At 37.2% G+C, this 15,074-nt stretch carries 12 protein-coding genes and 1 pseudogene; 10 read left to right on the top strand and 3 right to left on the bottom strand.

Translation table 11 applies throughout. The features are described 5' to 3' along the window. Nucleotides 1-104 precede the first annotated feature (104 nt). Nucleotides 105-2,824, top strand: a pseudogene (locus MKX67_RS12460) (hypothetical protein). A 740-nt stretch (nucleotides 2,825-3,564) separates the two neighbouring features. Continuing rightward, nucleotides 3,565-3,717, top strand: coding sequence for a hypothetical protein (locus MKX67_RS12455; RefSeq protein ID WP_157733977.1), 153 nt, complete (start codon nucleotides 3,565-3,567; stop codon nucleotides 3,715-3,717). A 29-nt stretch (nucleotides 3,718-3,746) separates the two neighbouring features. Here the strand turns inward: MKX67_RS12455 and MKX67_RS12450 are convergent, their stop codons facing one another. After that, complete coding sequence (locus tag MKX67_RS12450) at nucleotides 3,747-3,893, bottom strand: hypothetical protein (protein WP_095373160.1); 147 nt, start codon at nucleotides 3,891-3,893, stop codon at nucleotides 3,747-3,749. A 120-nt stretch (nucleotides 3,894-4,013) separates the two neighbouring features. On the opposite strand from MKX67_RS12450, the gene MKX67_RS12445 reads away from it, so the two are divergent. Then, nucleotides 4,014-4,205, top strand: a complete 192-nt coding sequence (locus tag MKX67_RS12445; protein ID WP_095373161.1) for a cold-inducible protein YdjO-related protein — start codon at nucleotides 4,014-4,016, stop codon at nucleotides 4,203-4,205. A 118-nt stretch (nucleotides 4,206-4,323) separates the two neighbouring features. Here MKX67_RS12445 and yhfH read toward each other — a convergent pair whose 3' ends face one another. After that, complete coding sequence (gene yhfH / locus MKX67_RS12440) at nucleotides 4,324-4,455, bottom strand: protein YhfH (RefSeq protein WP_224936580.1); 132 nt, start codon at nucleotides 4,453-4,455, stop codon at nucleotides 4,324-4,326. Nucleotides 4,456-4,756: 301 nt separating this feature from the next. Here yhfH and MKX67_RS12435 point away from each other — a divergent pair, with 301 nt between their 5' ends. Beyond that, nucleotides 4,757-5,593: a LysM peptidoglycan-binding domain-containing protein gene (locus MKX67_RS12435; RefSeq protein WP_322909414.1), complete on the top strand. Its 837-nt coding sequence runs from the start codon at nucleotides 4,757-4,759 to the stop codon at nucleotides 5,591-5,593. Nucleotides 5,594-6,218: 625 nt separating this feature from the next. On the opposite strand, the gene MKX67_RS12430 is transcribed toward MKX67_RS12435, so the two are convergent. Next, nucleotides 6,219-6,914, bottom strand: coding sequence for a hypothetical protein (locus tag MKX67_RS12430; protein ID WP_322909413.1), 696 nt, complete (start codon nucleotides 6,912-6,914; stop codon nucleotides 6,219-6,221). Between the two features lie 366 nt (nucleotides 6,915-7,280). Between MKX67_RS12430 and MKX67_RS12425 the strand changes: the two genes are divergently transcribed. From MKX67_RS12425 to MKX67_RS12400, 6 genes are all read left to right on the top strand, one after another. Further along, the gene (locus MKX67_RS12425) at nucleotides 7,281-7,862 is read left to right on the top strand and encodes a TerD family protein (RefSeq protein WP_095373165.1); all 582 of its coding nucleotides are present in this window, start codon (nucleotides 7,281-7,283) and stop codon (nucleotides 7,860-7,862) included. A 28-nt stretch (nucleotides 7,863-7,890) separates the two neighbouring features. After that, nucleotides 7,891-8,469 (top strand): TerD family protein, encoded by a 579-nt coding sequence (locus MKX67_RS12420; RefSeq protein ID WP_095373166.1) that lies wholly within the window; start codon nucleotides 7,891-7,893, stop codon nucleotides 8,467-8,469. A gap of 199 nt (nucleotides 8,470-8,668) precedes the next feature. Next, a complete protein-coding gene (locus MKX67_RS12415) occupies nucleotides 8,669-9,478 on the top strand; it encodes an alpha/beta hydrolase (protein WP_307313708.1) in 810 nt (269 codons plus the stop codon). A gap of 87 nt (nucleotides 9,479-9,565) precedes the next feature. After that, on the top strand, nucleotides 9,566-11,803 hold the full coding sequence (locus MKX67_RS12410) for an AAA domain-containing protein (RefSeq protein ID WP_342488261.1): 2,238 nt from the start codon (nucleotides 9,566-9,568) through the stop codon (nucleotides 11,801-11,803). 106 nt (nucleotides 11,804-11,909) lie between these two features. After that, complete coding sequence (locus MKX67_RS12405; protein WP_340975137.1) at nucleotides 11,910-13,985, top strand: PBP1A family penicillin-binding protein; 2,076 nt, start codon at nucleotides 11,910-11,912, stop codon at nucleotides 13,983-13,985. 465 nt (nucleotides 13,986-14,450) lie between these two features. Further along, complete coding sequence (locus tag MKX67_RS12400) at nucleotides 14,451-14,993, top strand: HD domain-containing protein (RefSeq protein WP_095373168.1); 543 nt, start codon at nucleotides 14,451-14,453, stop codon at nucleotides 14,991-14,993. The last annotated feature ends 81 nt before the right edge of the window (nucleotides 14,994-15,074 follow it).

The following is a 15,074-nucleotide window of genomic DNA, read 5'->3' as shown; positions in this document are numbered from 1 at the left end:
CGGGTACAACAGGAACGACGGGAGTAACCGGTTCCACGGGATCCACAGGAATCGCAGGTAACACAGGAATAACCGGATTAACTGGTCCAACAGGATCGACTGGAGTGACAGGATTAACCGGTGCTACGGGAGTCACCGGAATAACAGGTGCCACAGGGTTAACAGGAACAACAGGAATAACTGGAGCCACCGGATTGACCGGGGTCACAGGTAATACAGGTCCAACAGGATTAACTGGAACAGCAGGAGTAACTGGAGCTACAGGAATCGCAGGAGCTACGGGAATAACAGGAGCAACAGGAATCACAGGAGAAACCGGAATAACAGGAGCTACCGGGACGACCGGAGTAATCGGTCCAACAGGAGCAACGGGAACGACTGGAATAACCGGGGTCACAGGAGCAACCGGAGTAACAGGAGTAACAGGATCGACCGGATTAACTGGAACAACGGGAGCAACAGGAACAACAGGAATCACAGGAGCCACCGGAGTAACGGGAGCAACCGGAATAACAGGAGTAACAGGAGTAACAGGAGTAACAGGAGTAACAGGAACGACTGGATTAACAGGAACAACAGGAATCACAGGAACAACAGGAATCACAGGAACAACAGGAATCACAGGAACAACAGGAACAACCGGAGCAACCGGAGTAACAGGATCGACCGGATTAAGTGGAACAACGGGAGCAACAGGAACAACAGGAATCACAGGAGCCACCGGAATAACAGGAGTAACAGGAGTAACAGGAACGACTGGATTAACAGGAACAACAGGAATCACAGGAACAACAGGAACAACCGGAGCAACCGGAGTAACAGGATCGACCGGATTAACTGGAACAACGGGAGCCACAGGAACGGCTGGAGTAACAGGAGCCACCGGAATAACAGGAATAACCGGAGCAACAGGAATAACAGGAATAACCGGAGCAACAGGAATCACAGGAGCAACCGGAGTAACAGGAGTAACAGGAACGACTGGATTAACTGGAACAACGGGAGCAACAGGAACAACAGGAATCACAGGAGCCACCGGAGTAACGGGAGTAACAGGAGTAACAGGAACGACTGGATTAACAGGAACAACCGGAGCAACCGGAATAACAGGAGTAACAGGAGTAACAGGAATCACAGGAGCAACCGGAGTAACAGGAGTAACAGGAACGACTGGATTAACTGGAACAACGGGGCAACAGGAACAACAGGAATCACAGGAGCCACCGGAGTAACGGGAGCCACCGGAATAACAGGAGTAACAGGAGTAACAGGAACGACTGGATTAACAGGAACAACAGGAACAACCGGAGCAACCGGAATAACAGGAGTAACAGGAGTAACAGGAACGACTGGATTAACAGGAACAACAGGAATCACAGGAACAACAGGAACAACCGGAGCAACCGGAGTAACAGGAGTAACAGGATCGACCGGATTAACTGGAACAACAGGAATCACAGGAGCCACCGGAATAACAGGAACACCAGGAACAACAGGAGCCACCGGAATAACAGGAATAACCGGAGCAACAGGAATCACAGGAACAACAGGAGTAACAGGAGTAACAGGATCGACCGGATTAACTGGAACAACAGGAATCACAGGAGCCACCGGAGTAACGGGAGCCACCGGAATAATAGGAATCACAGGAGCCACCGGAATAACAGGAGCAACAGGAATCGCAGGAGCCACCGGAATAACAGGAGCAACAGGAATAACAGGAACAACAGGAATAACAGGAACAACAGGAATCACAGGAGCAACCGGATCGACCGGATTAACTGGAACAACAGGAGTAACAGGAGTAACAGGATCGACCGGATTAACTGGAACAACGGGAGCAACAGGAACAACAGGAACAACAGGAATCACAGGAGCCACCGGAATAACAGGAGCAACAGGAATCGCAGGAGCCACCGGAATAACAGGAGCAACAGGAATCGCAGGAGCCACCGGAATAACAGGAGCAACAGGAATCGCAGGAGCCACGGGAATAACCGGAGCAACAGGAATCACAGGAGTCACAGGAACAACAGGAATAACAGGAACAACAGGAATCACAGGAGCCACCGGAGTAACGGGAGCCACCGGAATAACAGGAATAACCGGAGCAACCGGAGTAACAGGATCGACCGGATTAACTGGAACAACGGGAGCAACAGGAACAACAGGAATCACAGGAGCCACCGGAATAACAGGAGCAACAGGAATAACGGGCGCAACCGGGACGACCGGAGTAACCGGTCCAACAGGAGCAACGGGAATAACAGGGTCCACCGGAATAACTGGCATAACAGGAACAACAGGAGCCACAGGAACGGCTGGATTAACCGGTCCAACAGGAATAACAGGAGCCACAGGAGTGACAGGAGTCACAAGTGCAACCGGTCCAACAGGAGCGACCGGAGTAACGGGAGCCACAGGAACTGGATCTCAATTATTTTTTACAGAAGTAGCTGGGCCAATTGCGCTAATAACTACTGGAACTGAAACGACAGTGGCTACATTAAATGTACCAACTACAGTTGCTCAAAACATTAAAATTGACTATGCGATATCAGTGGATGTAATTACTACGGCCAATGCTAATTTCACCTTCCAAATAAGGCTATATCTTAATGGGACTTTACTTGATACGCGTTCCGTTCAAAGAAGTGTTAGTTCGGCAGGTACATCAAGATTTCCTGTTGCATCAACCAATGTAAATACTGCTACTGTCACTGGAACTGCAACATATGAAATTAGAATAGCTTATACGGTAGCTTCAAATGTAACCTCTTCAAGTGCTTTAAATGTCGATATTAACGCAATACGCTTTCCGTAACAAAAGTAGATCAATAAAAGTTAAAAGCTATCCTTCAAATGAGGATGTCAACATGGGACTTACGGATAAATATAAGATAATAGAGGTTTGTTATAATGACGTTACAACTTCTTAATTTAAATCCTATGGTAAAAAGAATAGGAAGAAATAAGGTTATCCATATTTTTTACGATACTGTGTTTAATTATATGGGTTCAGGATACGAAACTGTCTTAAAATTGATCGATAAATAAAACGCGAAGCAGCCGTAATGGCTGCTTTATTATTTTTTAATACTTCTGTTTTTAATTTTTTTGAATTTTGTTATGCTACATTGTCAAATTTCCGCAACTTCAGGTTGAAACCATTTACTTTCAACTTGCAAAAAAGTATTCAATAAAGAATAATCTTCTGTATTATATTTTTGGAATTTTCCTCCGAGTTTATCTTTTTATTTCTTCCAGCCTTCAACCTACCTGTGTTCATGTTAATATTCATCAACCAGTCAAATTCTGCAAAAGTCTAATGAAAATAAAATATAAGTTTTTTGTCATAGGCTTATCTTTTTTTAGCTAAGAAGGTATTCATATTAATCATGTGAACAGTTATTCCACTGCTATTTAAATCGATGACCATTGATTCCAAGTGTGATGGCTTCTATCTATGCAATCATGTTGGACAATAGTACATAAATGCTTGAGAAGTGTATGAAACAGTGAAATTTGAACACAATAGTATTACATGAAGGGAGGATAACAGATTTGAAAGAGTATGAGGATATGCCTTTAAGTGAATCCAAAAATCTTTATGAGAATCTATCCTTGCTAAATGGTGATTTAGAAAATTTAGATGAAAATTGGGATGTTGTTGAAGGTATTGACATCGCGATTCCAAGAAAAAAATCACAGAATTAAGTTAAAGAAGCTGCTTACTGGCAGCTTCTTTAGTTACGCTCATTTTTTGAATTTAAATATTTTGCAGCTAATAATGCTTTCACTTCATTATAAGATAAACCAGACTGTTGATTCAGTCGTTTCACTTCATTAATATCAGTTCCTGCTACTGTATATCGTTTTTCTTTTGATGACATTTATATTCACCTCTTTTATAGTTTACGTTACTTACGAAAAAATACACAGAATTAAATTCATTAAACCAAGCAAAGTTGTCCATACTAATAGTAGAAGATAAAATTTAGAGGGGGATCACGATGTTTTTTAATAAAAAAGCACAAGAAGAAAAACCTGAAGTAGTGATTTTAAGTACGGATGTATATGCTTGTCTAGATAATACATGTAATGGCTGGATGAGAAAGGATTTTGTATCTGTAGATTTGAAATGCCCTTTATGTGGTAGTGACACAACTTTAGAAGTAAGAGATCTCCCAGAAATCTTAATGTAATTTGACTCCAGTTAAAAATAAAGCAATTAGCATAGTATTTTTGTGATAATCGCTTTATTTTTAGCAAGATTAATACAAAAACCGTGTAGTCTATAGCGACTACACGGTTTTTGTCGTTCTATTCACCTTTTTTTGAAAGACAACGATCACATTCCATTAAGTAGGATTCCGCTTGTTCCTCCATTATTTGACCGCACTCTGGGCATACCTTCTTAGGTAAAGTTTGAAAAAATTCTACTGGACTCATCATTTTCTTCCATCTCCTTTTATATAACAATTATTTTATTATTCCTTCTGTTATGATACAGTATACACGATTAAAATAAAAATGTGTACCTATTTTTTTGAATTTTTTAATAAAAAGGAAGAAAAATTTTCATTTTAAGGAAGAAGAATTACTATTAATACATTTATTAAGCAACAACCCTCATTTTGTTAAACTTCTGTTATATAAGTCATTAGATTATTATTGTCCTGTTCTTTTCCTGTAACGAACTTTTGTTATGATTATCACCGTTAGCTAATACAAGCTATACAGGAGGTTATGCGAAATGAAAAAATCAGTATTATCATTTTTAGCTGTAGCAACTATTGCAGGAGGAGCTGCAGCAAGCGTGCAAGCCGAGGAAGTAACTGTCAAAAAAGGAGATACAATATGGAGCATCTCACAAAAATACAATACGACAGTTGAACAGGTTAAAGAGTGGAATAACTTATCTTCAAATACAATTTATATTGAAGATGTGTTAAACGTATATGAGGAAGAAAAATATAAAGTAAATAAAGGCGACACGCTTTGGGGCATTGCAAAAGAGCTTGATGTGAAGGTTGATTCAATAAAAAACTGGAACAATTTAAGTTCAGAAGTGATACACCCTGGCCAAGAGCTTGTTGTATATCCCGGTGCACCGAGTAGTATCGTAAAAGAAAGCCCGGTACATACTCCGGTAGAAAATACCGAATCTACACCAACTAAAGAAGAAAAACCAGTGGTGAATGAAGATACGAACAAAGAACAGGCAAAAGAAGAACCTGCAGAGACAGTAGATGCACCTAAGGAAGAGAAAAATACAAACAATACCCCTTCAGAAGAAGGAGCAAAAGAAATTACAATGGAAGCAACTGCATATACAGCTTCTTGTGAGGGGTGTTCTGGTGTAACAGCAACTGGGATTAACTTAAAAGAGAATCCAGATGCGAAGGTCATTTCAGTTGATCCAAATGTTATTCCACTTGGCACAAAAGTATATGTAGAAGGTTATGGTGAAGCAATCGCAGGAGATACTGGCGGTGCAATTAAAGGAAATAAAATTGATATCTTTATTCCAAATAAAGAGGATGCCATTAATTATGGTAGACAATCAGTAAAAGTAACAATCTTAGATTAATTGTTAAATAGAAAATGGTTAAACTAGTATGATAGTTAGCTGACAAGTCCGAACACATTTTAAACCTATAAAGGTTTATGTGTTCGGATTTTTTTGCTCTATGGGTCTTTCTTAGACTGAAAGAAAGAGTTGTGATCACTGCTATTTCGTATTCAAGTTTCATTATATTTTTTTCTTTGAACGTTGCACAACCCCTTTTTACTCAACCATCTTGCGCAATGTACGAACTAAACTTATTTTGCCTTGTTATTTTTTGCTATGATTTTAGGAGTATATATCCTTATTCTCTACTAAAAAATTATTATAGACTCAGGTTCTGTTTATTGGACTGTGCCAAACCTGCCTTAAGGTCCAACATAAACAATATGCAAGTTGAATGCACTTGTCATTATTAAAAAGGAAAATGAGAAAAAGAAAGGTAATAATCATTATAGTGATTTAACATATCAGTGGAGGAAAAAACAACACTCATTTCAATAGATTCGTTAAATTACTAATAAAACGAAGAAATCTATATTATGTAATTTCTGAAATTACGGATGATGAGTGCAACGGGGAAATAAATGCGCGATGAGGCAATTAAAATAAACCAAAATCATCGCGCAAGGAAAAATATAAACCGGTCTTATTTATTTTTGTTTTTCTCCTCATGATGAACAAAAAAACTTTTTACTGGAGAAATAAGTGACTTAAAGTTTTCTGTAAGGTAAGCTGTTCTTTCAAAAATAATCGATTTTAAATGATCGATTTGTCTTGATAATTTCTCATTAAGTGCATCTTGAGATTCGAGTTTTTCCATAACAGATTGATGATAGATATCTTGTGTTTCTATTTTGTCTTTAATAGTAGCTTGATCATCGGTAATGACTGTTAATTCCTCTAGGATTTTTTCAGTCGGTTTCTCAAGGTTATCTAATTTTCGTGAAAGTTCTAAGATAGCTGTTTCCTGAATAGATGATTGTGCTAATAGAGTTTCATATGAAGACTGACTAGTTCTTAGTTGAATTAGTAATTCTTCGTTTTTATTTTCAATTTGTTGAAGATAACCATTCATTTCGAGTTGGTTTTGTTCTTGAGCTTGGTAGGCTGATTGAAGAGCAGTCCAGTCCTCATTGTATTGCTGTATATTTTTTTCGTGGCGTATACTCTCATCTTTAGCAAAGCTCATTAAATCTTCATACGTCTCCTCTAACTGATGTTGTAAATCGCGATGCTGTTTTGATACTTTATGATTAAGCTGTGATTGTTCTTCTAAAAGGTTAGATAGATAATTTTTTCTATATACATCTTGATTACTAGTGATTTTTTCCTTAAGAAACAATGATGGTGTTACTTGCTCATGTTTAGACAGAATATAAACCTCCCTTCAGATCTGTTTTTATAGCATATGAGTGTCGTTGTTAAACTGTGGCAATAATAGGCACTCACCTATTAAATGAAAAATTTTTGAAACCATTTATCAGGAGTTTACGTATGTATTATAGACAGGATGCGAAAGAAAATGAGAGTCAGAAATGAAAGAACTCCATTTTCCATAAGCATAAGAAACCATGCTAATTGAATAGGTTTTTTTCACTTGCTTTTTTAAGAAGAAAAGCGAGGGTATATCAGTTTACGTTTTTCTAATAAACGTTTAAACTGAATGTATACATATTTACAATTTTCAATGAAAAGGGAGAGATGAAAAGTGGCAATTTCATTATCAAAAGGACAAAAAATTGATTTAACCAAAACAAATCCAGGGCTATCTCAAGTCGTTATCGGTCTTGGTTGGGATACAAATAAGTATGATGGCGGCCAAGATTTTGACTTAGATACTAGTGTGTTTTTATTAGATGAATCTGGAAAATGTTCTTCGGATAAAGACTTTATTTTCTACAATCAATTAGAAGGTGGAAATGGATCAGTTGTACATGCAGGAGATAATCGCACGGGTGTGGGTGATGGCGATGACGAAAGTGTAAAAGTTGACTTATCCAATGTACCTGCTTCTATTGCAAAAATCTCGTTTGTAATTACGATTCATGATGCAGAGGGAAGAGGGCAAAATTTCGGACAAGTATCTAATTCTTATGTTCGTATCTTAAATGAAGAAAACAATGAAGAATTGATTCGTTATGATTTGGGAGAAGACTTCTCTATTGAAACAGCTGTAATTGTTGGGGAATTATACCGTCATAATGGCGAATGGAAATTCTCTGCAATTGGTTCAGGCTATCAAGGTGGTTTGGCAAGAATTGCAACTGATTACGGCTTACAAGTAGGATAATCTTAACGCGATAAAAGGGGGAGTCTCTTTGGCTATTCAATTATCAAAAGGACAAAGAATCGATTTAACGAAAACAAACCCGGGATTAACTAGGGCAGTGATCGGTCTCGGTTGGGATACAAATAAGTATAATGGCGGGGAATCCTTTGACCTAGATGCTTCTGCATTTTTGGCAGATCATCAAAACCGTTGCCAGCAAGATCAAGATTTTGTTTTCTACAATCAGTTGGAACATCCATCAGGTTCGGTCATTCATACAGGAGACAATCGTACCGGTGAAGGAGACGGGGATGATGAACAATTAATTGTCGAATTTTCAAAAATCCCTTCAACTGTTGATCGTATCGGAATTGCTGTTACCATTCATGATGCAGAATTAAGAAAGCAAAATTTCGGACAAGTTTCTAATGCGTTTGTCCGTTTAGTAAATGAAGAAACAAATGAAGAACTTCTACGTTATGATTTAGGAGAAGATTTTTCCATTGAAACAGCTGTTGTTGTATGTGAGCTTTATCGCCACAATAACGAATGGAAATTTAATGCCATTGGTAGTGGCTTCTCAGGTGGACTAGCAGCATTATGTAAAAACTATGGCTTAGAAGTATAAGGAAGAGAGGCTCAATCATTTTTAAAAATGATTGAGCCTCTTTCATATATCTCTGGTTCATTTTTGATTGAAGAGAGTCATTCTTTACGACAAGGACGTTCTATAATAAGTAACTAAATATGCAAAATCCTAATATTGAAAGCATATTAGAAAAGTATACATGAATCAGTCATATTTTAAAGGAAGATAGGTGAAATTAGTGGCTTTGAAGTATACAGAACACGGTGATAAAAGTGCTTCTTTAATCGTATTTTTACATGGTGGTGGCGTAAGTGGTTGGATGTGGGATAAACAAATTCAACATTTTTCGAACTATTATTGTATTGTTCCAGATTTACCTGAGCATGGTTTGCACAGTGATGATATTAAATTTACTATAAAAGGTAGTGCAGAATTAGTTATAAACTTACTCGAACAAAAAGCAAACGGTAAGAAAATAATATTAATCGGCTTTTCATTAGGTGCTCAAGTGATTATACAAATATTAAGCATGAAACCATATTTAATAGATTTCGCCATCATCAATAGTGCGTTGGTCAGGCCATATCCATACACAGAAAAATTGATAAAAACCACAGTTAAATGGTCATTTCCTTTAATCAAACATAAATACTTCTCCAAGATCCAAGCTAAAATATTGTATGTGAACGAAGCCTACTTTGACAAATATTATGAAGAAAGTGCTCGAATGAAGATTGAAACTCTCATGAGAGTATTACAAGAGAACATGTCGTTTCGAATACCTAAAGAATTTAAAATGGCAAAAACTAAAATATTGGTTACTGTCGGTGAGAAAGAAAAAGCAGTCATGAAAAAATCTGCAACAGACATTGTAGCTTCACATTTAAATTGCCAAGGCGTGACTTTACTGAAAATTGGCCATGGATTTCCTTTGGCAAAACCTGACTTATTTACTTATATCGTTGAAACGTGGTTACTAAAAGGTGATTTACCAAACGAATGTAGCGAGATTAGATCATTTTGTACTGAGTATGGTGCTGAAGACTAATTACCTTTTTATTGCAAGCAGAGTCTACTTGTTTGTAAATATGGTATAGTAAATATTTATGAATGAAAACAAAGGAAGTATGAGCAAATGGTATCAACAAAAGTTTATATAAAAGAGTGGCAAAAAGCGATTGCAGCAGAAATCAGTCACTTAAAACAATATGGTAGTAAGAGTTTTCATATTTTTGCTGGAAGAAAATTAGATGCAAAAGAGGGCTATAGCTATTACTTTGAAGTCCATTTTCCATTATCAATTCCAATTGGTTCAACCATTACCGTTCTTTGGGGAGAAAGAAAGTCAAAGGGCCGAATGGTATCTGTAGAAGGAAAAAATATTATTGTAACGATAGAAGATTATTTCGGTGAAGAGATTCATGAAGCCCATTTGCAGCATGACCCTTGGGAGTTATTAGATCAACTCTATCAGAGGATAGCGGAAATAAAGGATCAAAAGAAAAAAAGAGTAAGAATAAAGCATCTAATGAATCCCTCAACTGAGGTAAAGCATCCGCAAGATAAAATTAAATCATCATTACATGAGTTAGTACTACGATCGAAGTATAATCCAATTACTTATATTTGGGGACCTCCTGGAACCGGTAAAACCTATACGTTAGCAAGAGTAGCTGCAAATCAATATTTAAAAAAGAAGCGGATATTAATTGTCGCACATAGTAATCAAGCAGTGGATGTACTCATGGCAGAAGTTTATCAGTTTCTCTTGAAAAAGGATAAATACAATCTTGGTGATCTATTAAGGTATGGCAGACAATCAGATGAATTCATGAAGCAGTTTGTTTCAATTACAGCGACTGGCTTATTGAACATGAGCGATGGTGATTTAATAGAAGAGAAAAATCAATTAATGGAGGAAAGAGCAGGATTAAAATTAGATCTATCCTCTTCCTTTAGCCAACGTGATAGTAGGCAATTAGTTGAAATAGAAAAAAAGCTTCATACATTACATGAAAAACTAAAGAAAAAAGAAAATACTCTAGTAAAGCAATCAAGAATCATTGGCACAACCTTGGCGAAAATGGCAACTGATACCTTAATCTATGAAGATGAATTCGACTATATCATTTTAGATGAAGCAAGTATGGCATATATCCCTCAAATTGCCCTTGCGACTTCACTAGGAAAACGGACAATTATCTGTGGAGATTTTAAACAACTACCGCCAATAGCTTCAGCAAAGCATCCTTTAGTAAAAAAATGGTTGCAAGAAGATATTTTCCATCATGCCGGTGTTGTAAGTCAAGAGAATAAAGGGGAACTGCATCCGCAGTTGTTCTTATTAAATGAACAAAGAAGAATGCACCCAGATATATCGAAATTCACGAATGAATATATTTATCAATCCCTCGTTGTCGATCATCCATCTGTCTATCAAACGAGAGAGAACATTGTAGAAAGTCATCCATTTCCTCAACGTGCCTCTATATTGTTAGATACATCAAGTACAGGTGCCTATTGCATAAAGGAAAAATCAACGCATTCACGTGTGAACCTATGGCAACTATTGCTCTCTTTTCAACTCATTCATGAAGCTTATAAGGCGGGTAATCGCTCAATAGGCTATGTTACACCTTATAGGGCACAAGCGATATTAATGACACAGTTCTTAGATGAAGTCTATGAGAAAGAGAAAATGACTGCGCAAATTGTGTCAGCGACTGTCCATCGCTTTCAAGGGAGTGAACAGGATATGATGATATTTGATACAGTCGATGGGGATCCTGAAACGAGACCAGGTGTGTTATTAACCGGTCAAAATAGTGAACGATTATTAAATGTTGCTCTCACACGTACAAAAGGAAAGTTTATCCATATAGCAAATGGTACGTTTATAAGGCAGCATGTATCAAGTAAGAAAATATGGAAAAAATTATGGCAACATCAAACGAGCGAAGGACATGTGATTGGCCCCGCTGAAATAGGGCAATGGATGAATCATTCTCATCCGAAATTGTCTTGGCATTATGCTAAAAAGCGTGAACGCCTACTATATGATTTACATCATGCTAAGAAGCAAGTAATCATTGGATTGCCGAAAATATTTAGTGTTGGGTCCTCTTATATAGAGGTATTTCGATCATTAATGAAAAGGAATTTACTTACGATTTGTAGCGAGTCTCATTTATCTGAGCTTCCTTCGGCTAATCATATAAAAGGTCATCCTTGCTTTGCTTTTATCTTGATTGATGATGATATTTTATGGCTTGGAGCTCCTTTTGAAGCAATGACTAATCTATTACCCCCTTATGTCAGTGCAAGAATCATATCAAATACATTAGTCAACTGGGTTAAATCTAATGGTTGGTAGAAGAATAATATAAAAGTGAAACTTATTTTTATTTATTACGTTCTATTTAATAGAGGAGAGGAAATAAAAACTTTTCACTATTGCATTTATATGAAGGAGTAAAACAATGAAAGCTCAACTAAAAGAGAGATTAAAAACATTATGGCAATGGATAAAGAAGTTTTGGAAAAGATATCATTTAACGCAAATCGGATTATTATTAGGTTTGACTTTTATTTTACTTGCGATTCTATTTTTTGCCTTTCTTGCCGTAAATGCCAATGTTTCTACATTACAAGAAGGATTAAAGCAGTCTACGATCATATATGATAAGGATGGGGATGAAGCGTCAAGCTTTGCCACAAATCGTAGTGAAGGAGTAACATTTGAAGATTTACCAGAACATTTACCAAATGCGGTTGTTGCCATAGAGGATGAACGCTTTTATCAACATAATGGCTTTGATTTAAAAGGAATGACAAGGGCATTTGTAAGCAATCTATTTGCTGGTAGAATCACAGGTGGAGGTAGTACAGTCACACAGCAATTAGCTAAGAATGCACTACTAACATCCGAACAGACATACCGCCGAAAAATAGAAGAACTATTTCTTGCAGTTGAAATTGAAAAAGAATATGAAAAAGAAGATATACTACAGATGTACTTAAATCAAGTTTACTTTGGTAGTGGTGCCTGGGGAATTGACAGTGCCGCCAACCAATACTTCAGTAAAAATGTCGGTGAGTTAACAATAAGTGAATCAGCCATGCTTGCAGGTTTATTGCAATCACCTTCTTATCTGGACCCTTATAAAAACTATGAAGGCGCAATGAAAAGAAGAAATATCGTATTAGCTAAAATGCAGGAACTGAACATGATTACTACTGCTGAGTACGAAACAGCAGTTGCCGAAGAGATTGTCTTAAAAGAAGGGGAAAAAAATACATTCGAGAGACAATACCCTTACTATATAGATGCGGTATTAGATGAAGCGATCAACCGTTATGGTTTAACTCAAGAGGAAATTTTCACAAGAGGATATAAAATATATACACAAATGGACCAAAATATCCAAGCAAATTTAGAAGTGACTTATCATAATGACTCTCTATTCCCGAATGGTAATGGAAGTACTCTTGTTCAGAGTGGAGCTGTTCTACTCGATCCACAAACTGGTGGCGTACGTGCAGTGGTTGGTGGGCGAGGTGAACATGTTTTTAGAGGATTTAACCGTGCCACACATATAAAGGCACAACCAGGGTCAACCTTAAAGCCGCTTGCTGCCTATACCCCTGCGCTTGAAGAAGGTTATGAGCCAGATTCAATGTTACAAGATGAAAAAGTCACTTATGGGGACTACACACCAACAAATGTGAACGATCAATACCTTGGTGAAGTAGAGATGACAAAAGCTGTTGCTGAATCTATTAATGCACCTGCTGTCTGGTTACTTGATCAAATCGGATTAACGAAAGGGTTAGATTCCTTGCAGCGATTTGGCATACCTTATGAAAAGGAAGATGAGTATTTGGGTATTGCTTTAGGTGGTATGCATAAAGGGATTTCTCCTTTAACACTAGCACAAGCTTATTCTGCTTTCCCAAATGAAGGGAAGCGGTATGATGCTCATTTTATTACGAAAATCGTTGGTCCAACTGGTAATGAGATTGTTGCCCATGATGATAAAGCTACAAAGGTCACATCAAAATCAGTCGCAAAAAAAATGGATACAATGCTTGAAGATGTCATTGAAAATGGAACCGGCGCAGGTGCCAAAATAGAGGGTGTGTCACTTGCTGGGAAAACAGGTTCGACTCAATTGCCATATGCTGATTTAAATGGAACAAAAGATCAATGGTTTGTTGGTTATACAGATGAAATCGTTGGCGCAGTGTGGTTGGGGTATGATAAAACGGACCGAGAACATTACTTATCAGGAAGCACCTCGACAAATGTTGTACCGGTTTTCAAAGCGGTAATGGAAGGCGCTATTGAACCTAAAGAAGTCAACAACAGCACGGGCGAAACTTTTAACAAAGCAAAAGAGAAAATGGAAACAACCATTAAAGAACAATCTGACAAACTAGGGGAAAAAATAAAAGAAGAACTACCCGTTTGGAAAGAATTTATGAAAGAAAGCATTGAAGACGGAAAAGATTTCGCGAGATACTTGCGCGATAAATGGAATGAATATGTAAATTAAGAAGGAAGTAGCTGGGACTTAAGTATTCTAGTTGAGGATTTATCCGAATGATTAGTAGTATACATATCTAATCATTCGGTTTTTTTGTGTTTTTATTCTTATATAAAAAAATAGTGCAATGGAATGGGCTTTCTTACAACTGATTTTTATAGAACATCATTGGTGATTGTTCGTTTTTAAGGTTAGATCATTTTAGTTTTGTCCCAGTCTTTTTCTTACGATGAGTCAATGATGTTTTTTTATGAGGTGGTAGAGACATTGCTCACAAACATTTTTGTTAGATAATCAAACAAAACACTAGCAATTTTAAGAGAAAATAAGTAAAATGTATAGTTAAAATATCAATTTCCACATAATATGCCCTAACACTTTCGACAATAATAATGTATATGATAACTTTATAAGCCAACGTTTGTTTAGCGGGGTATAAATATGGTAAAGGATAAAAAGAGGAGGTTATTTTTTATGAGAGATGTTACATTAACTAATATTTTTGATCATCATATTGCCAAAAAATATGTGACAAGATCAGGTCTTGCCCATGCTGTAGCGGTTGCTTATCACGCAGTGAAATTAGCAAAGATAGAAAATGTGGATGTCGACTTAGCTGCAAAAGCAGGGTTTTTACATGATATCGGTCATTACACTTGGTATAATCAAAATGGTAAATGGGACTATGAGTTATATCGTAAAAACGATATTCATGCGATCAAAGGAGCGGAAAGAGCCCATAAATTACTGATTCGCTTAGGTGAAAATCCGATTAGAGCCAAACAAGTCTCACTTGCAATATTATTTCATACTGATTCTTTCTTACCAGGTGGAGAAGTGGATCGTACGGCCTTACAATCCATTGTTAAAAGAGCAGATGAAAAGGATGAAGAACCAGGAGGAGCCCATCATTATCGGACCATTACTGCTGACAAAGCAAGGCAAAGTCTACAAAAGTTAGACAGTATCATTGATCGTCATTTAACTCAACAACTTCAGCAAAGACAAGCTGAATAAATGGCACTTCATACAAACGAAGGGCTATTTATTTTGCTTAAAGTTGGAGGATTTTGTCATATGAATAACGAATATTATTAA

The organism is Cytobacillus sp. FSL W7-1323 (genome assembly GCF_038595015.1).
Classification (GTDB): Bacteria; Bacillota; Bacilli; order Bacillales; family Cytobacillaceae; genus Cytobacillus; species Cytobacillus kochii.
Note: the sequence above shows the minus strand (reverse complement) of the source record. Positions and strands in the feature narration are given on the sequence as shown.

Coding starts and splice junctions, on each gene's coding strand:
- MKX67_RS12435 (WP_322909414.1), top strand. CDS start 4,757: ATGAAAAAATCAGTATTATCATTTTTAGCTGTAGCAACTATTGCAGGA.
- MKX67_RS12400 (WP_095373168.1), top strand. CDS start 14,451: ATGAGAGATGTTACATTAACTAATATTTTTGATCATCATATTGCCAAA.
- yhfH (WP_224936580.1), bottom strand. CDS start 4,455: ATGATGAGTCCAGTAGAATTTTTTCAAACTTTACCTAAGAAGGTATGC.
- MKX67_RS12445 (WP_095373161.1), top strand. CDS start 4,014: ATGTTTTTTAATAAAAAAGCACAAGAAGAAAAACCTGAAGTAGTGATT.
- MKX67_RS12410 (WP_342488261.1), top strand. CDS start 9,566: ATGGTATCAACAAAAGTTTATATAAAAGAGTGGCAAAAAGCGATTGCA.
- MKX67_RS12450 (WP_095373160.1), bottom strand. CDS start 3,893: ATGTCATCAAAAGAAAAACGATATACAGTAGCAGGAACTGATATTAAT.
- MKX67_RS12405 (WP_340975137.1), top strand. CDS start 11,910: ATGAAAGCTCAACTAAAAGAGAGATTAAAAACATTATGGCAATGGATA.